At 63.4% G+C, this 21414-nt stretch carries 18 protein-coding genes, 1 tRNA gene and 1 pseudogene; 16 read left to right on the forward strand and 4 right to left on the reverse strand.

What is annotated here, in order from left to right; all coding sequences use genetic code 11:
* Nucleotides 1–3: 3 nt before the first annotated feature.
* The 6 genes from D9R08_RS13280 (at nucleotide 4) to D9R08_RS13305 (ending at nucleotide 2938) form a co-directional block, all read left to right on the forward strand.
* Nucleotides 4–489, forward strand: a complete 486-nt coding sequence (locus tag D9R08_RS13280) for an arsenate-mycothiol transferase ArsC (protein WP_121898537.1) — start codon at nucleotides 4–6, stop codon at nucleotides 487–489.
* Nucleotides 490–667: 178 nt separating this feature from the next.
* The gene (gene infA / locus D9R08_RS13285) at nucleotides 668–886 is read left to right on the forward strand and encodes a translation initiation factor IF-1 (RefSeq protein ID WP_011455993.1); all 219 of its coding nucleotides are present in this window, start codon (nucleotides 668–670) and stop codon (nucleotides 884–886) included.
* Between the two features lie 62 nt (nucleotides 887–948).
* Nucleotides 949–1524, forward strand: a complete 576-nt coding sequence (locus tag D9R08_RS13290; RefSeq protein ID WP_121898605.1) for a Maf family protein — start codon at nucleotides 949–951, stop codon at nucleotides 1522–1524.
* Nucleotides 1521–2567, forward strand: coding sequence for a ribonuclease E/G (locus D9R08_RS13295; protein ID WP_121898538.1), 1047 nt, complete (start codon nucleotides 1521–1523; stop codon nucleotides 2565–2567). Before D9R08_RS13290 ends, D9R08_RS13295 begins: the two co-directional genes overlap by 4 nt.
* Complete coding sequence (locus D9R08_RS13300) at nucleotides 2564–2758, forward strand: DNA gyrase inhibitor YacG (protein WP_121898539.1); 195 nt, start codon at nucleotides 2564–2566, stop codon at nucleotides 2756–2758. The genes D9R08_RS13295 and D9R08_RS13300 overlap by 4 nt, the downstream gene beginning before the upstream one ends.
* 105 nt (nucleotides 2759–2863) lie before the next feature.
* Nucleotides 2864–2938: transfer RNA gene (locus D9R08_RS13305), tRNA-Phe, on the forward strand.
* Nucleotides 2939–3083: 145 nt separating this feature from the next.
* Here D9R08_RS13305 and D9R08_RS13310 read toward each other — a convergent pair.
* On the reverse strand, nucleotides 3084–3476 hold the full coding sequence (locus D9R08_RS13310) for an HNH endonuclease family protein (RefSeq protein ID WP_121898540.1): 393 nt from the start codon (nucleotides 3474–3476) through the stop codon (nucleotides 3084–3086).
* 86 nt (nucleotides 3477–3562) lie between these two features.
* Nucleotides 3563–3938 (reverse strand): annotated as a pseudogene (locus D9R08_RS13315) (transposase); the annotation flags it as partial.
* Between the two features lie 314 nt (nucleotides 3939–4252).
* Between D9R08_RS13315 and D9R08_RS13320 the strand changes: the two are divergent.
* Genes D9R08_RS13320 through D9R08_RS13330 form a run of 3 tightly spaced genes read left to right on the forward strand, consistent with a single transcriptional unit; the run spans nucleotide 4253 to nucleotide 8765 of the window.
* On the forward strand, nucleotides 4253–7093 hold the full coding sequence (locus D9R08_RS13320) for a molybdopterin oxidoreductase family protein (protein WP_121898606.1): 2841 nt from the start codon (nucleotides 4253–4255) through the stop codon (nucleotides 7091–7093).
* Nucleotides 7090–7845: a 4Fe-4S dicluster domain-containing protein gene (locus D9R08_RS13325; RefSeq protein ID WP_121898542.1), complete on the forward strand. Its 756-nt coding sequence runs from the start codon at nucleotides 7090–7092 to the stop codon at nucleotides 7843–7845. Before D9R08_RS13320 ends, D9R08_RS13325 begins: the two co-directional genes overlap by 4 nt.
* Nucleotides 7845–8765, forward strand: coding sequence for a dimethyl sulfoxide reductase anchor subunit family protein (locus tag D9R08_RS13330; RefSeq protein ID WP_121898543.1), 921 nt, complete (start codon nucleotides 7845–7847; stop codon nucleotides 8763–8765). The genes D9R08_RS13325 and D9R08_RS13330 overlap by 1 nt, the downstream gene beginning before the upstream one ends.
* Here the strand turns inward: D9R08_RS13330 and D9R08_RS13335 are convergent.
* Nucleotides 8762–11968 carry a reductive dehalogenase gene (locus tag D9R08_RS13335; protein WP_121898544.1) on the reverse strand — a complete coding sequence of 1069 codons (3207 nt, stop codon included), beginning with the start codon at nucleotides 11966–11968 and terminating at the stop codon, nucleotides 8762–8764. The genes D9R08_RS13330 and D9R08_RS13335 overlap by 4 nt on opposite strands.
* A 170-nt stretch (nucleotides 11969–12138) precedes the next feature.
* Here D9R08_RS13335 and D9R08_RS13340 point away from each other — a divergent pair, with 170 nt between their 5' ends.
* From D9R08_RS13340 to D9R08_RS13355, 4 genes are read left to right on the forward strand one after another with little or no spacing between them, the layout of a single operon-like run.
* Entirely contained in the window at nucleotides 12139–13140 is a 1002-nt protein-coding gene (locus tag D9R08_RS13340) for a Gfo/Idh/MocA family protein (protein ID WP_121898607.1), read from the forward strand.
* 3 nt (nucleotides 13141–13143) lie between these two features.
* Entirely contained in the window at nucleotides 13144–14715 is a 1572-nt protein-coding gene (locus D9R08_RS13345; protein WP_121898545.1) for an acyl CoA:acetate/3-ketoacid CoA transferase, read from the forward strand.
* Nucleotides 14712–15476 carry an enoyl-CoA hydratase/isomerase family protein gene (locus D9R08_RS13350; protein WP_121898546.1) on the forward strand — a complete coding sequence of 255 codons (765 nt, stop codon included), beginning with the start codon at nucleotides 14712–14714 and terminating at the stop codon, nucleotides 15474–15476. The genes D9R08_RS13345 and D9R08_RS13350 overlap by 4 nt, the downstream gene beginning before the upstream one ends.
* A gap of 1 nt (nucleotide 15477) precedes the next feature.
* Nucleotides 15478–16998: an aldehyde dehydrogenase family protein gene (locus D9R08_RS13355; RefSeq protein ID WP_121898547.1), complete on the forward strand. Its 1521-nt coding sequence runs from the start codon at nucleotides 15478–15480 to the stop codon at nucleotides 16996–16998.
* Here D9R08_RS13355 and D9R08_RS13360 read toward each other — a convergent pair.
* Nucleotides 16995–18041: a LacI family transcriptional regulator gene (locus tag D9R08_RS13360; RefSeq protein WP_121898548.1), complete on the reverse strand. Its 1047-nt coding sequence runs from the start codon at nucleotides 18039–18041 to the stop codon at nucleotides 16995–16997. The two genes, D9R08_RS13355 and D9R08_RS13360, sit on opposite strands and share 4 nt — an antisense overlap.
* A 238-nt stretch (nucleotides 18042–18279) precedes the next feature.
* Between D9R08_RS13360 and D9R08_RS13365 the strand changes: the two genes are divergently transcribed.
* From D9R08_RS13365 to D9R08_RS13375, 3 genes are all read left to right on the forward strand, one after another.
* The gene (locus tag D9R08_RS13365) at nucleotides 18280–19530 is read left to right on the forward strand and encodes an ABC transporter substrate-binding protein (RefSeq protein WP_121898549.1); all 1251 of its coding nucleotides are present in this window, start codon (nucleotides 18280–18282) and stop codon (nucleotides 19528–19530) included.
* Between the two features lie 94 nt (nucleotides 19531–19624).
* Entirely contained in the window at nucleotides 19625–20533 is a 909-nt protein-coding gene (locus D9R08_RS13370; RefSeq protein WP_121898550.1) for a carbohydrate ABC transporter permease, read from the forward strand.
* On the forward strand, nucleotides 20533–21414 hold the full coding sequence (locus tag D9R08_RS13375; RefSeq protein ID WP_121898551.1) for a carbohydrate ABC transporter permease: 882 nt from the start codon (nucleotides 20533–20535) through the stop codon (nucleotides 21412–21414). Before D9R08_RS13370 ends, D9R08_RS13375 begins: the two co-directional genes overlap by 1 nt.

The following is a 21414-nucleotide window of genomic DNA, read 5'->3' on the forward strand; positions in this document are numbered from 1 at the left end:
GACGTGGGTCAGGCGTTTCCCAGTTCGGTCCTGTTCTGTTGCGATCACAATGCCACCCGGTCGCCCATGGCCGAAGGGCTGATGAAGAAGTTCTACGGCCACCGGGCGTATGTCCAGTCCGCCGGGGTGAAGCATGAACTGGAGATCGACGGCTTCGCCGTAGCGGTCTGCGCGGAACTGGGTGTGGAACTGGCCCGCCATCGGGTGCGCAGCTTCGACGAGATGCAGGAATGGGGAGACGATCTTTCGGGGTTCGATCTTGTGGTGGCCCTGTCGCCCGCCAGCCAGCGCATGGCGCTGGAATTCACCCGCCACTACCATCTGGATGTCGAATACTGGCCGATCCTGGACCCGACCGGTCTGGGCGAGACGCGCGAGGCCAAGCTTGCCGCCTATCGTCAGGCCCGCGACCAGATCATCGACCGGATGCAGGACCGGTTTGGCCCGCCCCTGGAACCTGCGGACGGGTCGGCGGGCGAGGCAGACTGAGCCGCGAAGGACATCCGCAGCGGGCCATCACCTCGGGCCGGGACGGGCGTGACGCGCCGCAAGCACACAGCTTTGCCGCTAAATCCGGGCTGGAACAGTTTTGCCTTGAAAAACGGGCGCTCAGGGCGCATTTACCCGCTACCCGCAGATTGGGCGGGTCGTTAAGCAAGGAGAGACCATGGCCAAGGAAGAAATGCTCGAATTTCCCGGCGTCGTGAAGGAACTCCTGCCGAATGCGACATTCCGGGTCGAGCTTGAAAACGGCCATGAGATCATCGCACATACGGCGGGCAAAATGCGCAAGAACCGGATCCGGGTCCTTGCGGGCGACAAGGTTCAGGTGGAAATGACCCCCTATGACCTGACCAAGGGACGCATAAATTATCGCTTCAAGTAAGCGGGCATGATCGGAGTCCGTGCTTTGGGAGCCGATGTCCGGATATGGTGCGGGGCCTTTACATGAAACTGATCCTCGGATCGGGCAGCCCCCGCCGGAAAGAGATGCTGGCGGTGTTGGGCGTTGTGCCCGATATGATCGAGGCTCCCGATATCGACGAAGATCCGCAGGCGGGCGAGTTGCCGCGCCCCTATTGCCGGCGCGTGGCGCGCGAGAAGGCGCTCGCGGTGAAGGCGGGCCCGGACGATCTGGTGCTTTGTGCCGATACCACCGTGGCGATGGGCCGCCGGATCATGGGCAAACCCACAGATGCGGCACAGGCGGCGGCATTTCTGACCGCACTGTCGGGCCGCAGGCACCGGGTGATCACCGCGGTCGTCCTGCGCCGGGGAGAGCGGTTGTGGGAACGCGATGTCGAAAGCCGGGTGCAGATGAAGCGGCTCAGCGATGCGGAACTGAACGGCTATCTTGCAACCGGTGACTGGCGTGGGAAGGCCGGTGGATACTCGATCCAGGGCCCGGCGGGCGCGTTCATTCCATGGATCAACGGCAGCCACTCGGCGATTGTCGGCCTGCCGCTTGCCGAAACGGCGTCGCTTTTGCAGGCCGCCGGCTGGCCGGTCTGGAGGCCGGAATGAAAGGTCGGGTGGTCCTGCTGGATCAGATCGCGGGCCGCAAGGCCGCGGCGCTCATGGTCGATGGCCGTCTGGAAGAGCTGGCCATCGATCCGCCCGAGGGCGCGGCGCCGGCTCCCGGCGCCATCCTGCGCGCAGTGTGCGACCGGCCGCTGAAAGGGCAGGGCGGGATGATCCTGAAACTGCCCGATGGCGCGGGTTTCCTGCGCCAGGGCAAAGGGTTGAGCCCAGGTCAGCCGCTTCTCGTTCAGGTCACGGGGCTGGGCGAGGGCGGCAAGGCCACCCCGGTCAATACCCGGCTGCTGTTCAAGAGCCGTTACGCTATCGTCACGCCCGATGCACCGGGTCTGAACATCGCGCGCTCGATCCGCGACGAGGCGGAGCGGGACCGGCTTCTGGAACTGGCCCATGAGGCGATGGCAGGCGCGCCCGAAAACCATGGCCTGATCCTTCGCAGCGCCTCCGATGGCGTGACCGCAGAGGCGCTTGCCGATGATATCGCCGAGATGCGCGCCCTGGCGGATGCGGTTCTGGGCGATGCCGGGGGTGGCCCGGAACTGTTGCTGGATGCCCCCGACGCGCATCTTCTGGCCTGGCGTGACTGGTCGGTGCCCGACCCGGACGAGGTGCTGGATCATCCGGGCTGTTTTGCAGAGCTGGGCGCCCTGGAGGCGGTCGATTCGCTCTTGTCCCCGGGCCTGCGCCTGCCCGGCGGGGCGACCGCCATGATCGAGCCGACATCGGCACTGGTTGCGGTCGATGTGAATACCGGGCCCGATACGTCGCTTGCGGCGGGGCTCAAGGCCAATCTGGCTCTCGCCCGCGACTTGCCGAGACAGCTTCGCCTGCGCGGGCTGGCCGGCCAGATCACGCTGGATGTGGCGCCCATGCCCAAGAAAGACCGCCGCGGTTTCGAAGACGCGCTCAGACGGGCCTTTCGCGGCGATGCCACCGACACGGTCCTTGCAGGTTGGACGCCGCTTGGCCATTTTGAACTGCAACGGAAACGTGACCGTTGGCCACTGACGGAGCTTTGGCCCAAATGACCTGCCCGATCTGTTCGAAGAAGACCGCCCCGGAGTATCGCCCGTTCTGTTCGCGCCGCTGCGCGGATGTGGATCTGGGCCGCTGGCTGAACGGCAGCTACGCAATCCCGTCGAGCGACCCGGAGGACGCCGACGAACTGCCGGAGGCCCTGGAAAACGCCCGAAATCCCGGCCCGGGCCGGCCCCACTGACGGATGTCCGGGTGTCGCGAAAAAAACGCCCACAGAGCTATGGACAGCCCCCGCCCAAACCCCTAGAACGCGTGCACCCAACGGAGGCGTCCGCCCCGTTCCCGTGCCCGGGTAGCTCAGGGGTAGAGCAGTGGATTGAAAATCCTCGTGTCGGTGGTTCGATTCCGCCCCCGGGCACCATTTAAAACAAATAAAAACAATGCCTTGTCGCGTCGCCAATGTCGCTAGACAGGCAGGTATTTTGCCGTGGGTATCATCTGGGTAGCATGTCGGACTCGTTGCCGATCCGCGCGGCAGGGTCAGCGTTGTTGTGTCGTGGAAATAGTTAGCTTCCGTCCAATCCGACCCAGCGCGAAACGGCAAGGTCTGCGAACCGTTCGCCACGCTCGCGGATTTCATTTTCGGTCCAGCGCGTTTTCCCGGTGAACCACTTGTTCAGGAACAAGCCCGTGTGCTCGGCGAACTTTACCTTCTTCTCATCGAAGCCCTTGTTCCCCGATGAGATGTTCAGACCGCCTGTGAGCAGCGTAAGGTTGCCCAAGGTGTGCAGGATGGCGTTTCGTGCGATGGCCTTGCCGTCGTCATCCGAGGGGCGACCAGTCGATCCGTCCTCATAGGGCCAGTCATCGCCCCATGACTGCGGCATGACATGCTCGACCCACAGATTAAGGGGCTGGTCGGACTGCTCGGCGAGTTTGGACCTGCTTGCGAGTTCCAGTTACCACAGGATGTCCGTCAGTCGTGGGCGCGGCGAAATCGCATAAGCGTTCTCGTTCAAGATGCCGCGTCATTCTTTGGCATGGGCCGATACTGCTGCACCGAGCGCGCAAGACCGACGATCCGGCACGCGCGCCGCTCGCTGAACCCACGCTCGGTCATCAGAAAGCCCACAGCTCGTCGCTTCGCCATGGGCTTACCAATGTTTTTGCAGCAGATCCTTCATCGCGGACATGTCCAGCATTTGATCCGCGACGATCCGCTTCAGCTTGGCGTTCTCGGCTTCCAGAGCTCTCAGGCGCTTTGCATCGCCAGCTTCCATGCCCCCGTACTTCTTCCGCCAGCTGTAGAATGTAGCTGAGCTGATGCTGTGACGTCGACAGATATCGTCCGTCTTCGCACCTGCCTCGCTCTCCTTCAGCACGCCGATGATCTGTTCTTCTGTGAAACGCTTCCGCTTCATGGGTCTTCCTCCTTCGTCCATTCAAAGGTGGAAAATTCCAGTTCGCAATGGACCGGAAATCAGGGGCAAGGTCAAAACCACGATATCACAGCACGCACCGCTTCCTTCAGGTCTGACCTGTCCTTGACCAGCATTTCGGGCCGCGCCATGGCAGTTCGTCTCCGCCTCTTGTCATCGGGAGGCGATGTCCACAATGTGCGAAGGCGGCGATATGCAGGGGCAGATGCGCGGCTGAACGTGAAGGGGAGACGCCAGATGTTTGGAAATGAGCGATTTTCGCACGCTGTGCCCTGGAAACCGGAAGGCGGCTCGTGGTGAGCGCGAAGCAACCCTTTTTGGAGATCTCCCCCAGGGTTTCGGACGAGGTTCGCAAGACCACATGCTACATGTGCGCCTGCCGCTGCGGTATTGATGTGCATCTGCGCGCGGATGCCGAAGGGGTGCCCCGGATCCGCTATATCGAAGGTAACCGCGATCATCCGGTGAACCGGGGCGTGCTTTGTGCGAAAGGCTCCGCCGGAATCATGCAGCATTATGCTCCCGCAAGGCTGAAAGCACCGCTCAAGCGCGTGGGCCCGCGCGGCTCGGGCCGGTTCGAGGAGATCGGGTGGGAGGAGGCGATGGAGATCGCCGTTTCATGGCTGAAACCGATCCGCGAGAAGGATCCGAAGAAACTTGCCTTCTTCACCGGCCGCGACCAGAGCCAGAGCTTCACCGGTTGGTGGGCGCAGCAATACGGAACGCCGAATTATGCCGCCCATGGCGGGTTTTGCTCGGTCAACATGGCTGCGGCGGGTATCTACACGATGGGCGGCGCGTTCTGGGAGTTCGGCTCGCCGGATTGGGACCGCACGAGGATGTTTATGATCTTCGGTGTTGCCGAGGACCACGACAGCAACCCGATCAAGATGGGTCTGGGAAAGCTGAAGGCACGCGGGGCCAAGGTGGTTGCCGTCAACCCGGTGCGCTCGGGATACAATGCGATTGCCGATGAATGGGTGGGGATCACGCCGGGCACGGACGGGTTGTTCATTCTCGCGCTGATCCACGAGCTGCTCCGGTCAGGTCAGATCGACCTCGACTATTTGCTGCGCTACACGAACGCGCCGCATCTGGTGGTGAAGAATGATGGCGGGCCCGATCACGGGCTGATTGCGCGAAACGAGGCCGGGGAACCGCTTGTCTGGGACCGGGACGAGCATCGCGCGCGTGGCTGGAGGGAGATCTCGACCAAAGCCGCGTTGCACGGTGAGGTGACGCTGCCCGACGGGCGCAGGGCTGTCCCGTCCTTCGACCTGCTGGCCCGGCGGTATCTGGGCGCGGAATATGCTCCCGAGGCGGTGGCAGAGCAGACGGGTGTGCCCGCCGAAACCATCCGCCGGCTGGCCGCGGAACTGGCGCGCACCGCCTTCGAAGAGGCGATCACCCTCGATCAGCCCTGGACCGATATGCGTGGCGAGCGTCATGATACCATGATCGGCCGGCCGGTCAGCTTTCATGCGATGCGCGGCATCTCGGCCCATTCCAACGGGTTTCAGACGGCACGCGCGTTGCACCTGCTGCAAATTCTGCTGGGTGCGGTCGAATGCCCGGGCGGTTTCCGTTTCAAGCCGCCTTACCCCAAGCCTGTCCTGGCCCACCCAACGCCGCATAGCGAAGCCCATCCGAACGCGCCGCTGGCGGGCCCGCATCTGGGCTATCCAAGGGGGCCGGAGGACTTGCGCCTGGACAAGGACGGTCATCCCGAACGGATCGACAAGGCCTTCACATGGGAGGCACCGCTTTCGGTCCACGGGCTGATGCATATGGTCATCTCGAACGCGGTCGCGGGCGACCCCTACGAGATCGACACGCTCTTTCTCTACATGGCGAACATGGCGTGGAACTCGTCGATGAATACCCGCGGTGTGATGGATATGCTGGAGGCGACGAACGCCGATGGCAGCTACAGGATTCCGCATATCATCTATTCCGACGCCTATTCGTCGGAAATGGTGGCCTATGCCGATCTGATCCTGCCGGACACGACCTATCTGGAGCGGCATGACTGCATCTCCCTGCTGGATCGTCCGATTTGCGAACCCGACGCGGTGGCCGATGCCATCCGCTGGCCGGTGGTGGAGCCGGACCGGGATGTGCGGGGCTTTCAATCGGTGCTGATCGATCTGGGCGCGCGGCTTGGCCTGCCGGGCTTCGTCACCGGGGCGGGCGATGCGGTTTACAAGGATTACGCGGATTACATCGTCAACCACCAGCGCAAGCCAGGTGTCGGGCCGCTGGCGGGCTGGCGGGGGGAGGGGGAGGATATCGGGCGCGGTCGGCCGAACCCTGATCAGCTGCACCGCTACATCGAGAATGGCGGCTTCTGGAAAAGCCATATTCCGGCCGCCGCGCAGTTCTACAAGATGGCCAATCAGGCCTATCAGGATTGGGCCGTCGGGATGGGGTTTTACGATGCACCGCAGCCCTATACCTTCGATATCTATGTCGAAACCCTGCGCAAGTTCCAGCTGGCCGCCGAGGGCCACGGCGAGCGGCAGCCCCCTGAGCACCTGCGCGCGCAGGTGGCTCTGGCCTTCGATCCGCTTCCCGTCTGGTACCCGCCATTCGAAGGCGAGGCCGTGACCGGGGATTTCCCGCTTCACGCGATCACGCAGCGCCCGGCGGCGATGTATCATTCCTGGGGATCCCAGAATGCCTGGCTGCGGCAGATCCACGGCCAAAACCCGCTTTACGTCCCCGGGGAGGTGATGGAGAGCGCGGGCCTCACCGATGGCGGATGGGCCTGGGTGATCTCACATCATGGCAGGATCAGGGTGCCGGTGCGCCGGACCGATGCGGCCAATGGCAAGACACTCTGGACATGGAATGCCATCGGCAAGCGCAAGGGCGCCTGGGCGCTGTCGCCGGGCGCGCCCGAGGCGACCAAGGGGTTCTTGCTGAACCACCTCATCTCAGAACTTCTGCCGCCCAAGGGCGACGGGCTGCGATGGGCCAATTCCGACCCGGTAACGGGGCAGGCGGCGTGGTACGATTTGCGGGTGCGGATCGAACCGGCCAGCGATGATGGCCCGCTCGACCCGCTGATGGACGCCCAGGACAGCCCCGTGGGGCGCGGCACCGGCGATGTGACCTACGGGGAGGAGTGGACATGACCTCTCTGCCCGCCTCGACCGCAGTGAAACTCGGCCTCGTGATCGATCTGGATACCTGTGTCGGTTGCCATGCCTGCGTGATTTCCTGCAAGGAATGGAATACCGGCGGCTATGGTTCGGCCCTGGCCGATGCCGATGCCTATGGCGATGCGCCGCTTGGTGCGTTCCTGAACCGGGTCCACACATTCGAAGTCAAGCCGGAGGAGGGGCCCGCCACGGTCGTGCATTTCCCGAAATCCTGCCTGCATTGCGACGATGCGCCCTGCGTGACCGTCTGCCCGACGGGGGCCAGCTACAAACGCGCCGAAGACGGGATCGTGCTGGTCAATGAGGATGCATGCATCGGCTGCGGGCTGTGTGCCTGGGCCTGTCCCTATGGCGCCCGCGAGATGGATCCGGTCGAGAAGGTCATGAAGAAATGCACCCTCTGCGTCGACCGGATCTATAATGAGAACATCGTCGAGGAAGACCGGATCCCGTCCTGTGTGCGGACCTGCCCGGCCGGTGCGCGGCATTTCGGCGATCTGAACGATCCGGCCTCGGCCGTGTCCGAACTGGTGGCCGCGCGCGGTGGGTTCGACCTCATGCCCGAGCAGGGCACCGGACCGGTGAACAAATACTTGCCGCCCCGTCCCAGAACGCCCGAGCCGGTTCCTGATCTGCCCGATCTTGCCGATCTGGCGGCGGATGCGCGCGAGACACGGGCGGAGGGTTTCTTCGGCTGGCTGGACCGCGCGCTGGAGCGGCTCTGATGCATCCTGCCTATTCGATCATCTTCTTCACGGTCAGTTCCGGGGCCGGTTTTGGCGTTCTTGCGGCGCTTGGTCTGGCCGCATTTCTGGGCCTGACGCCGCAAGGTGGCCTCTATTGGGCCGGGTTCGTGATCGGCTTTGGCCTGTCCATGGCCGGGCTGGTGTCCTCGACCTTCCATCTGGGTCACCCGGAGCGGGCATGGCGCGCGCTCAGCCAGTGGCGCAGCTCCTGGCTCTCGCGGGAGGGGGTGCTGGCCATCGTCGCGCTGGCCCTTGCCGGGGCCTTCGCGCTGAGCCTGCTGATGGGCGGGCAGGGGCGGCTGCTGGGACTGCTGACGGCGGCCTTTTCGCTGATCACGGTCTACTCCACCTCGATGATCTATGCGCAGCTGAAAACCGTGCAGCGCTGGTGCCAGCCGCTGACACCGGTGGTGTTTCTGTGCTTTTCGCTTGCCGGCGGCGCGCTGATCTACGCGTTTCTGGCGCAGGTCTTTGCCGGTGGCGCAGGTGTGTTGCCGACCGTAGCGGCGCTGCTGGTGTTTCTGGCATGGGGCGCAAAGCTTGGCTGGTGGCGCCGGGGGGATACGGCCCCGGTCCTGTCCACCCCGGAAAGCGCCACCGGTCTCGGCGCCATGGGCAAGGTGCGCATGCTGGAAGCCCCGCATACGGGCGGAAACTACCTGCTGAAGGAGATGGGCTACAAGATCGGCCGCAAGCATCAGGCCAGGCTGCGCCAGATCGCGCTGATGCTGGGCGGGATCGTTCCGGTCTTCGCGACCCTGTTTGCCTCCTGGGGCCTGTGGCCCGGACTTTTTCTGCTTATGGCCGTTCTTGCGTTTCTGGGCGGGCTTCTGGCCGAGCGCTGGCTGTTCTTCGCCGAAGCGGAGCACAGCGTGATGACCTATTACACCCGCACCTAGAGGTCGATTTCGACAATGCCTCCGGGCTCCGCCGCACGGGATTGGCACAAGATGATGCTGTGTTGCCGCTGCGCTTTCGACAGTACGAAATCCCTGTGCTCCACGGCGCCGGAAATCAGCCCGCATTTGCAGACGCCGCAGATCCCGTCGGAGCATTTCACATCCACATGAATGCCGTTTTCGGCCAGAACATCCGTGGCGGATCTCTCGGCCGGCACAAGCAGATCACGTCCATCCCTGAGGCGCAGGATGAAATCGTGGTTCACATAGTCCGGCACCTCGGGGACCGAGAAGTATTCCAGATGCCGTGCCTCGTCGGGGATGCCATGCGCCGTGGCGCTGTCGATCACCGCGCCCATGAAAGTTTCGGGGCCGCAGGTATAGACATGGGTGCCTTCGGCGGCGGCGGCCATGATCGCGTCCAGATCGGCCCGCGTGCCTTCGTCGGAGATATGAAGATGCAGGTTTCCGGTCCATTCCATTGCGGCCAGATCGTTCAGGAAACCCGCGCTGGCCCGTGATTTCGCGCAATAATGCAAGGCAAAGGGCTTGCCCAATGCATGCAGGCGATGGGCCATGGCGATCATCGGCGTGATCCCGATGCCGCCGCCCATCAACAGGCTGAAGGGGGCCTGCTCCTCCAGCGGAAAGTGATTGATCGGCCGGGAGATGAAGATCTGCCGCCCCTCGCTGAAAATGCGGTGCATCAGTCGGGAACCACCCCGGCCCAGATCCTCCCGCAGGACCCCGATCTGGTACTTCGTGCGATCCGCGGGATCGCCGGACATGGAGTATTGGCGCAGAAATTCGGGTGCCACGACGATGTCCAGATGCGCGCCCGCGGTCCATTCCGGCAATGCGCCGCCATCGGTGGCCCGGAACTCGTACTTGATGACCTCCGGCGTCATCGCCTCGGCCTTGGCCACCACGACCTGCAGGACCGGGCTGTTGCCATCATTGGTGTAGCGATGCACCACGCTGTCATCCCCGCGGGCCAGACGGTCGCGATACTCCTCCGCGGTGATCATCGCCTGATAGGCCTCGATCCCCGCCTCGCGATCCATCGGGAACGGGTAGGGATAGGGATGCGGTGCCAGCGGGGCGGGGTAGACCGCCAGCGTCTGATCCTCGTATTTCAGATCAAGATCGCGTTGCAGATCGCGGGCATTGACCGGATGCGACGCGGGGCCGTAGCTGTCATCCTCGCGAAGCTCCAGATCCCACCACCATTTCTTGACTGGGTTCAGCCCCCCGTTTCCAAGCGCGTCATCGAGCCTGGCCAATGCGGGAGCCGCCGCCGGGATATTCATCGCCGCCCAACGAAATGGCTTTTCGGCAAACAGCCCCTCCAGGTTCCACGGACAGGTTTTCATGCATCGGCCGCACATCGCCCCGCCAAGTGTGGTGATCCGGTAACTGGCGCAGCGTTCGCTGTCGGATTTCCAGATTTCGTAGCCGTTGAACATCAGCTTCGGCCCGGCAGTGATGGCCCCCGAAGGGCATTCGCGCGCGCATTTGTTGCAGCTTTCGCAGAACCGTTGCAGGCCGAAATCAATCGGCTTGTCATGGGCCATGGGCATATCGGTCGTCACCACGCCCGACTTCAGGCGGGGGCCAAGGAACGGGTTCAGGATGACCTCCCCGATGCGGGACACCTCGCCCAGACCGCTCAGCAGCAAAAGGGGCGGCTGCAACACTTCCCCGTCGAGCACCGTATGGGCCTTGGCACTGTAGCCGAGATTTCTGATCTGCTTGGCGATGACGCCGCCCAGAAGCGAAAACCGAAGGTAGGCGCGCATGGATTGCGCAACGCTGATCCAATCGTCGCCGGAGGCGCCTTCCATTGTCTCATAGCCCTGATCGATGATCATGCTGATCGCCTGATCGTGGGGCGGCTTGATCGGGTCGCCGCGCGCGTCGTGGGAGTACCATGTCCAGTCGGGGCAGCGGCTGATCCCGACGGCGTCGACGCCCAGAAAGTAACTGGCCGCCTTGATCGCATCGGCATTGGCCTGGGGCTCATCGGGGCGTGGTCCGTCTGCGGCTGACCCGTCCTGCAACAGTACGAATGCCCCCAGCATCCGCCGCTGCGCCATGGAGGGTGCGGCCTTGCGCACGTAATAGCCGCCTTTCGCGGCATTCTGATTGGCTTTGCCCATATCGCCGAACTGGGCACGGGCAAACATATCCGAGCGTTTGGGCACGCGGGCGACATTCGGTTCGTCGATATAGGTCGTTGGCGTGTCCACCCGCGTCAGCGTCTCGAACGGGTGCGGGCCGTCGGCGAAGTCGCGTCGCGCGAACGGGTCACGGTTCAGCGCCGATTTGGCGAACCCTTTGCCCAGCCACCAGGCGGGCCCCTTGGCTCTGAACCGGGGTTGCCGGGCCATGGGAACAAGCGGCGCGTCAACGGTCAGGTCGAATTCGGTGGTGATCGCGGCGATGCCGAAACGGCTGCCCAGATAGGGGTTTGCCAGCGTGCCATCCTCAACACTCGCAAGGCCCGCGGCCACGGCCAGAACGTTCAGGTCCACATCCGCGCTGGTGCCCGTATGCGCCTTGGCATCCCAGCCCAGAATGCGGATGTAATTGGCCAGCACCACGGCGGTTTCGGTTGCGCGCAAACAGGCGCGATGGGCCTGCGCATCGTCCAGCCAGCCAACCCCTTTCTCGTCCGAACGCGGGTCGCGCGGCATCTCGTAAAGAAAGACGATCGCGCGGGTATGGCCATCGATCGTGCTGGGCGGGGCCTCCACCGCGTCTTTCAGATCGGCCATGATCATGTCGATGCCGGAAGCCAGCGTCTTGGTCTGCTTGGTGCGCAGTTCATCGGCCAGCGCGTCGATGCCGGGGTTGCGATAGGGTTCCGCCAGGCGCGCCGCAGCGGGCAGAGGCCCGATCCCCACCATCGAGGCATCGGAGAAGTATCCGAAGGCCTTCAGGTGATTGGCGCGTTCGGTCGGGTCATCCGGGCATACGGACCGGGACGCGGTCATCAGCCCGTCGCGGATGGCGTCCATCATCGCCTGATACTCCGTCATCGCGTTGACGATGGAGGCGGGCGTGTCGGGGCGTGTGAAATTCAAGGGCGCGAAGGGCGGCACCTGAGACAAATCCGGCATCGGGCCGCGGGCCAGCCGCTCCATCGGGTAGGGGCCCATGTGAACCGGACGGTTTGCATCGGAAAAGAAACGGATTGTCATGAACGATAGTGCCTCCCCTCGGCGCGGACTATTGCGCGAACCGGGGCCGGGTTCCAGTGGCTGAGCCAAGAAAGCGGTTGACGGGTCAGCCAAATCGGATCAACTTAATGGAACGTTCCAAAAAATCCAGCCGAACTGGCCACGCGGAACGATAGGGGAGGATGATGCCGATGAAATGGGGTCTGATCGGGGCCAGTACGATTGCGGCCGAGCGCATGATCGAGGCATTCCGCGCCGTGTCCGGCGGCGGTGCGGTGACCCATGTCCTGTCCTCCAGCCCCGAGCGGGCGGAAAGTTATGCCGCCGAACATGGCATCGCCCATGGGGTCAGCGATCTGGAGGCGCTGCTGGTCGGGGATATCGATGCCGTCTACATCTCCACCACCAATGAAAAGCATTTCAGCCAGGCCATGGCCGCCATCGCGGCGGGCAAGCATGTGCTTTGCGAAAAGCCGCTGGCGATGACGGTCGCGGATGCCGTGACCATGGTCCGCGCCGCCGAGAAGGCGGGCCTTGTCTTTGCTACCAATCACCATCTGCGCAACGCCGGCAGCCATCTGGCCATTCGGGAGGCCGTGCGGGATGGCCGCGTCGGCGATGTGTTGAGCGTGCGCGTTTTCCACGCCGTCTATCTGCCCCCGCATCTGCAGGGCTGGCGGCTGGACAAGCCCGAGGCCGGCGGCGGCGTGATCGCCGATATCGTGGTTCATGACGCCGATACCGTGCGGTTCCATCTGGGGGAGGATCCCGTGGATGTGGTCGCGATGGCAAGCAGCGCGGGCATGGGCAAGGGCGTCGAGGACAGCGCGATGTCGGTCTGGTCCATGCCGTCGGGCGCGATGGTGCAGACCCATGAAAGCTTCACCCATCGCTTTGCCAGAAGCGGGTTTCAGATCCACGGCACCAGGGGCTCCATCGTCGCCACCGATGTGATGACGCAAGGCGCCGTCGGCGAGATTGTTCTGACCACCGAAACCGGGGCCGAAGTGTTGCCCTATGACACGCATGATCTCTATTGGCGTTCGGTGGGCTTGTTCTGCGACGCGGTGGCGGGGCAGGGCCGCCCTGCGGCTGACGGGGTGGACGGCGTGAAATCCCTCGCCGTGGCCGCCGCGGTCGCGAAGGCGGCAGAAACCGGGCGGCGCGTTGCCGTCGACTACGGAGGCATTTGAGCCATGGGCAAGATCGTTTCCGGGGCCGAGGCCGTGGCGCATATCGCGGATGGCGCGGTGGTGACCGTCTCGTCCTCCTCCGCGCTCGGATGCCCGGATGCGGTGCTGGAGGCGCTTGGCGCGCGGTTCAGGGACGAGGGGCATCCGCGCGGCCTGACCACCATCCACCCGATCGCGGCGGGTGACATGTACGGGGTCAAGGGGGTCGATCATATCGCGCAGGACGGTCTGCTGGCGACGATTATCGGCGGATCCTATCCTTCGGGCCCCTCAAACCTGCCGATGCCCGCGATCTGGCAGATGATCGTGGACAACCGTGTTGCGGCCTACAATGTCCCCTCGGGCATTCTCTTCGACATGCATCGTGACGTGGCCGCGCGCAAACCGGGCGTGCTGACCAAGGTAGGGTTGGAGACGTTTGTCGACCCGGTGCGCGAGGGGTGTGCGATGAACGATGTTGCGGCGGGACGGAGCATCGTGGAACGGGCGCAGTTCGGCGGGGAGACATGGTTGCATTTCCCGAACATCGTGCCCGATGTGGCGATCATTCGGGCAACGACGGCGGATGAACACGGCAACCTGACCTACGAACACGAAGGCGCCACCCTTGGCGCGCTGGATCAGGCGATTGCAGTGCGAAACCATGGCGGCCTCGTGATCGCGCAGGTCAAGCGGGTCACTGCGGCGGGCTCGCTTCGGCCCCATGATGTGCATGTGCCGGGGCATCTGGTCGATATGATCGTGGTGGCGCCCGATCAGAAACAGACCACGGAAACACTCTACGACCCCGCGATCTCGGGGGAGATCATGCGGCCATGGGACAGCTTTGCGCGGGCGGAGCACAATGTGGAGAAGGTCATCGCACGCCGCGCCGCGATGGAGTTGCGCGCCGGACAGACCGCCAATCTGGGCTTCGGCATTTCGGCGATCGTACCCCGGATCCTGCTGGAGGAGGGTCAGGCGCAGGCCGTGACCTGGGCCATCGAACAGGGGGCGGTCGGGGGCATGCCGTTGACCGGGTTCGCCTTTGGCTGCGCCTCGAACGCCCATGCCTTCGTGCCGTCACCAAACCAGTTCACCTATTTTCAGGGAGGCGGGTTCGACATGTCTTTCCTCTCCTTTCTGGAGGTGGATGTGCAGGGCAATGTCAATGTCTCGAAGCTCGGGAAAAAACCTTATCTCACGGCGGGCTGCGGGGGGTTTGTTGATATCACGGCCCATGCGCGGAAGATCGTCTTCTCCGGGTATTTCGAGGCCGGTGCGGAGCTGTCGCTGACACCGGAGGCCATAAGCGTCACCCGACCGGGCAAGTTCACCAAAATGGTCGATGCTGTAGAACATGTCACCTTTGCCGGTCAGCGCGCCCTGCGGCAGGGGCAGGATGTGCTCTATGTGACCGAGCGCTGCGTGATGCGGCTGACCGAAACCGGGCTCGTGGCGACCGAGATCATGCCCGGCATCGATCCGGAGCGCGATATCGTGACGGCCTCTGCGGGGCGTGTCGCGGTCGCGGGCAATGCCAACCGGATGCCCGTGAGCCTGCTGTCGGAAACACCCATGGGGCTTGTCCTGTGAACGCCGTCCATCTTCATCGGGGCGCGATTGCGCGGCTCGAGCTGGACAATCCGGCCAAGCTCAACGCCTTCACTCCCGACATGCTGTCGCAGTTGGAGACCCATTGCGCGGCGTTGGACGCGGATCCCGCCGTGCTTGGGGTGCTGGTCACGGCGGCGCCGGCCAGAGCCTTTTGCGCGGGCGCGGATATCTCGGCCTGGGCGGGCCTTGCCCCCGCGGAGTTCGCCCGTCACTGGGTGCGTGACGGCCACCGGGTGTTCGACCGGCTTGCGCGACTGTCGAAGCCCACGATTGCCGTGATCGGCGGCCATGCCTTCGGCGGCGGGCTGGAACTGACGGCGGCGTGCGATATTCGGGTGATGGCACCGGAGGCCAGACTCGGCCTGCCTGAAAGCTCGGTCGGCATCGTTCCCGGATGGTCCGGCACGCAGCGCCTGCTGCGTCTGGTGCCGGAACCGGTGGTCAAGGAGATGGCGCTGTTCGGGCGGCATCTGACGGCGGAGCGGGCGAGGGAGATTGGCTTCGTGGCGGAGGTTGCGGCGGATCCGCTGGCCGCCGCAGAGGACATCGCCGCACGCCTGGCGCACACCAGCCCGCGGGCGACCGAGATTGCCAAATACCTGATTCACGCGGCCGCGGGCGAGGACCGGGCCGCGATGATCGAGGCTCTGGGTGGCGGCATGATCGCGGCCAGCGCCGACAAGGCCGAGGGCGTGGCCGCCTTTGCCGAAAAACGCAAACCTGAGTTCCCCGGGAGATGAGATGACGCAGTTTACCCTGATCCCCGCATGTAGCGCCGCCATTCCGACCGACCCGTTCATCGGCCAGCATCTGATCGATGGCGCATGGGTGGGGAGCGCCGACGGCGCCGTTTTCGAGCGTCATTCCCCGGCGCATGGCGATCTTGTCAGCCGATCCGCAAGGGGCGGAAAAGATGACACCGCGCGGGCGATTGCGGCAGCCAGACACGCCTTCGATGCGGGCGACTGGGCCTCCTCCCAGGGCGCGGCGCGGGCAAGGATTCTGCTGAAGACCGCAGATCTGATAGACGAAAACCGCGAACGGATCGCGGTTCTGGAAACCCTGGAAAGTGGCAAGCCGATCGCTCAGGCGCGGGCCGAAATCGAGGGCGCCGCCGATCTCTGGAGATATGCCGCCGCCCTTGCACGCACGCTGCATGGCGACAGCCATAACAGCCTGGGCCCCGATATGCTGGGCATGGTGCTGAAGGAGCCGGTTGGCGTGGTGTCGCTGATCACGCCATGGAATTTCCCGTTTCTGATCATCAGTCAGAAACTCCCCTTCGCGTTGGCTGCAGGCTGCACCGCGGTGGTGAAACCCTCGGAAATGACGCCCTCCACCACGGTAATCCTCGGCCAGTTGCTGCAACAGGCGGGCTTGCCCGACGGTGTGGTCAATATCGTGCTGGGATATGGCGATCCCGTCGGGGCGCTGATGACCGGCGATGAAAGGGTCGACATGGTGTCCTTCACCGGCTCCACCGCCGTCGGCAAGCAGATCGTGAGGACCGCGGCCGGGACGCTGAAAAAGGTCTCGCTGGAGCTTGGAGGGAAGAACCCGCAGGTGATTTTCCCCGACGCCGACCTTGAGGCGACCGCCGATGCCATCGTGTTCGGCGTCTATTTCAACGCGGGCGAATGCTGCAACTCCGGCAGCCGGATCATCGTGCATGAAGACGTGGCTACGGCGCTGACCGAAATGGTCGTGGAAATGTCGCGCAAGGTGCCGTTCGGCGACCCGCTCGATCCCCGGACCAAGGTCGGCGCAATCATCTCGCCCGAACATCAGGCCAAGATCGCGGCGTATGTCGGAGATGCCGAAACTGCCGGAGCGCAGGTGGTGCTGGGCGGTGAACCGCTTGCGATCGACGGGTTGGCAGGCCAGTTCTACGCTCCGACGATTTTGACCGGTGTCACTCCGGATATGGCAATTGCTACTGAAGAAGTGTTCGGGCCGGTCCTGTCCGTTCTGACCTTCAGGACAATGGATGAGGCGATTTCACTAGCCAATTCAGCGTCTTACGGACTGTCGGCGGGCATATGGAGCCGTGATGTCCACACCTGTCTGGAGTTCTCCCGCAAGGTTCGGGCCGGCACGGTCTGGACCAATACCTGGATGGATGGCTTTGCCGAGATGCCTTTTGGCGGGGTCAAGCAAAGCGGGCAGGGCCGGGAACTGGGCCGATACGGGATCGAGGAGTTCCTTGAGGTCAAATCCGTTCAGATGCGCATCGGCGACACCCGGCCGCGATGGGTGGCCTAATGGTCGCTGTCGCCGCAAAATCCGGTGTCGGGGCGGAACAGCACATTGAGCGCCTCCGGCGGCTCGCCTGCCATCCGGCGCAACAACATCTCCGCCATCGCGCGGCCCGTGGCGCGCAGGTCTTCGAACACGGTCTCGATCCGCGGGCGGATATTGTCGAAGATGGGAGAGGCGCGTTTGGCCAGAACATCGGCCTCCACCCCCGGTGTCACGCCCACATCGCCAAGGGCCGTCAGCGTCACCAGCGCGGTCACCTCGCCCACGCAGATGTACCCGTCGGGCGGGTTTGGCCTATACCTTCGCCGCTTGGTGGCCTCGGCGATATCGGCGGTTGCGGAATCGAGCGTCACATCGGTGACGATCTCGTACTCGACGCCGGTTTCCCGCACCGCGCTCATGAAGCCGTAGCGCAGATGCTGGGTGAAGGTGAACCGGTCCTCCGGCAGGATCAGGCTCAACCGTTTGCGGCCCTTCTCGACCAACCGGTGCACCGCCTTGCGCGCGAAGGTCTCGTTGTCGAAATCGACCCACGGGTGGGGCGTGGTAAATTCGGTACGGCCATGGCTGACAAAGGGAAATCCGTTCTCCATCATCAGCCGGACCCGGGGGTCGAAGCATTCGGTCCGGGTGAAGAGAATGCCGTCGGCCAGATTGTTGCGCAAAATGGTGCGGACCGGGTCCAGCCGGTCCTCGCCCACCGTATCGGGAACGACGGTGACGGAATAGCCCGTGCCGCGCAGAACATCGGTGATGCCGGTCAGAAACTCATGGGTGAAGCCCAGGAACTCATGCTCGGTATTGAGCAGAAGGCTCACGACCTGCGTGCGCCCGGTGCGCAGCCGCCGCGCCGCGCGGTCGGGCACATAGCCCAGATTCTTCGCCGCAAGGGATACTTTTTCGCGGGTCGTCTTGGCGATTCGCGGATCATTGGCCAGCGCTCGCGACACGGTCGCGACGGAATATCCGGTCTGTTCCGCGATCGTTCGCAATGTTGGGCGTTCGCCGGGCGCAAGCGGCGTGATCTCGTCGGTGTCCTTGGTCATCAAGCCGGTATGCTCCGCTACGGAAGGCCTGGGTCACTATGGCGATTATTTGAAACGTTTCAACTGAAAAGCGTTTCGCGATCTCGCAGCCATATGATCTATCTTGCGCCTTTATCACTGCATTTATGGCGATCACGCCGCAACCCAGACGCGAAATTTTCCGTTGACTCAGGGCTGTGTTATAACGTTTTAATTCCAGCAGTCCAAAAGGGACTCACAATGAAAAGGGAGGACGATCATGACCATTCTCAGAAAGCTTCAGCTGTCTGCCGCAGCTGTCGCGCTGTCGACCACGGGGGTCGTGGCGCAGGAGGTAGAAGTTCTTCACTGGTGGACATCCGGTGGCGAGGCCGCGGCGCTGAACGTGCTGCGCGAGGATCTGGCCGGTAACGGCATCGGCTGGACCGACATGCCCGTGGCCGGCGGCGGCGGTTCCGATGCGATGACCGTCCTGCGCGCCCGCGTGACCGCAGGTGACCCGCCGACCGCCGTGCAGATGCTCGGCTTCTCAATTCAGGACTGGGCCGCCGAAGGCGCGCTGGCCAATCTCAACGATCTGGCGGCCGAACAGAACTGGAACGATGTCGTGCCCGAGGCGTTGCAGCGCTTCTCCACCTATGATGGCGACTGGGTGGCGGCGCCGGTCAATGTCCATTCGACCAACTGGGTCTGGGCCAATACCGCGCTGATGGAAGAGCTTGGCATCGAACAGCCCGGAACATGGGATGAGTTCGTGGCCGCGATGCAGGCCGCGCAGGATGCGGGCTACACGGCACTCGCCCATGGCGGTCAGGCCTGGCAGGACGCCACGATCTTCGATTCGATGGTGATGGGCGTCGGCGGCCCCGAATTCTATCAGGCGGCGATGGTCGATCTCGACCCCGAGGCGCTCGGCTCCGCCCAGATGGTCGAGGCGTTCGAGCGTATGGCTGTATTGCGTGGCTTCGTGGACGACAACTTCTCGGGCCGCGACTGGAACCTCGCCTCGGCGATGGTCGCCAATGGCGACGCACTGTTCCAGATCATGGGGGACTGGGCCAAGGGCGAGTTCATCAACGCAGGTCAGACCGCCGGAGAAGAGTTCCAGTGCTTCCGCGTGCCGGGCACAGAGGGAACGGTCACCTTCAACTCCGACCAGTTCGCGATGTTCAACGTGACCGACGCCACCGCGATGGAGGCGCAGACCGCCATGGCCTCGGCCGTGATGAGCCCCGAGTTCCAGGTGGCCTTCAACACCGTGAAAGGCTCCGTACCCGCCCGGACCGATATCTCGCCGGAAGCGTTCGATGCCTGCGGACAGATGGGTATGGCTCAGCTTGCCGAAGCCGCGGCCGGTGGCGGGCTTTTCGGGTCCATGGCTCATGGTCATGCCAACAACCCGTCGGTGCAAAATGCGATGTATGATGTGATCACCGCGCATTTCAACGGCGAATACGACGCCGAAACCGCCGCCCAGGAAATGGTGACAGCCGTCGAACTGGCGATGTAACGCCTGTCGGGGACCGGCCCTTTTGTCGGGGCCGGTCCACCACATACCGGGCATGGGCCCGGTCGTCACCACATCGACAAAGGGGAGGGGGCCAATGGCTGTTACCGACGCCGGTCAGGATACGGGCGTGGATTTCCGCACGCGTCTTCAGAACTGGCTGCCCAAGATCGTTCTGGCGCCGTCCTTTGCGGTGATGGTGATTTTCGTTTACGGCTTCATCGCCTTCACGGTCTATCTGAGCTTCACCGACAGCCGCATGCTGCCGTCATACGAATGGGTCGGCTGGCAGAATTACGACCGGCTGTTCCGCGTCCGTGAATGGGATATCGCGGTCAAGAACCTCGCCATATTCGCCTCGCTCTACATCGTGATCTGTACGCTGATCGGCCTGATGCTGGCGATTTTTCTGGATCAGAAGATCAGGGGCGAGGGCATTCTGAGGCCCATTTTCCTTTATCCCATGGCGCTCAGCTTCATCGTGACGGGCACCGCATGGAAATGGTTTCTGGACCCGGCGATCGGGCTGGAAAACACGATGCATCTCTGGGGCTGGGAAAGCTTCACCTTCAACTGGATCAAGGATCGCGAAATGGCGATCTACACGATCGTCATCGCCGCAGTCTGGCAAAGTTCGGGCTTCGTCATGGCGATGTTTCTGGCCGGCCTCCGCGGGATCGACAACGAGATCCTGAAAGCGGCCCAGATGGATGGGGCCTCGAACTGGAACCTGTATCGCCGGATCATCCTGCCGCAGCTTCGGCCGGCGTTCCTCTCGGCCTTCGTCATTCTCAGCCACCTTGCGATCAAATCCTATGACCTTGTGATCGCCCTGACCGGAGGGGGGCCGGGCAATGCAACGGCGCTGCCTGCGACTTTCATGTATTCCTACACCTTCACGCGCAACCAGATGGGCATCGGCGCCTCGTCTGCGGTGATCATGCTGATGACCATCGCGGCGATCATGGTGCCCTATCTCTATGCCGAATTGCGGGAGAAGAAGTGATGGCCATCGCATCCGCCGATACCGCAATCCGGTCATCCAGCTTCAGCCGGGTGCTGATCTATCTGGTGCTTCTGCTCTTCGCGCTGTTCTACCTGCTGCCTTTCGGCATCATGCTGGTGAACTCGCTCAAGCCGCTGGAGGAGATCACCGGCGGAAACATGGTGTCGCTCCCACGGGAATGGACCATCGCGCCCTGGCTGAGCGCCTGGTCGACCGCACAGATCGGGGTGGAGCCCACCGGCCTGCGCCCGTATTTCATCAACTCGATCGTGATGGCGGTGCCCGCCGTGGCGCTGTCGACCATCGTGGGTGCGCTCAACGGCTATGTTCTCACCAAATGGCAGTTCCGGGGCGCGACGCTGATCTTCGGGCTGTTGCTCTTCTCCTGCTTCATCCCGTTTCAGATCGTCCTTATCCCGATGGCGCGAATCCTCGGCATTCTTGACATCGCAGGCACCACGACGGGGCTGATCCTTGTGCATTTCGTCTACGGGATCGGGTTCACCACGCTTTACTTCCGGAACTACTATGCCGCGTTCCCCACGGAACTGGTGCGCGCCGCACAGATCGACGGGGCGGGCTTTTTCCAGATCTTCTGGCGGATCATGCTGCCCAGTTCGGGGCCGATCATCGCCGTGTCGTGTATCTGGCAGTTCACCAATATCTGGAACGATTTCCTGTTCGGCGCCTCCTTCGCATCGGGCGGGTCCGCTCCGATGACTGTGGCGCTCAACAATCTCGTCAACTCCTCCACGGGTGTGCGCGAATACAATGTGCATTTTGCCGGCGCCATCATGGCGGCCGCACCCACTCTTCTCGTTTACATCGTCGCTGGCCGCTACTTCGTGCGCGGTCTGATGGCGGGCTCAGTCAAGGGATAA

It is taken from the genome of Rhodophyticola porphyridii, from assembly GCF_003688285.1.
Taxonomy (GTDB): domain Bacteria; phylum Pseudomonadota; class Alphaproteobacteria; order Rhodobacterales; family Rhodobacteraceae; genus Rhodophyticola; species Rhodophyticola porphyridii.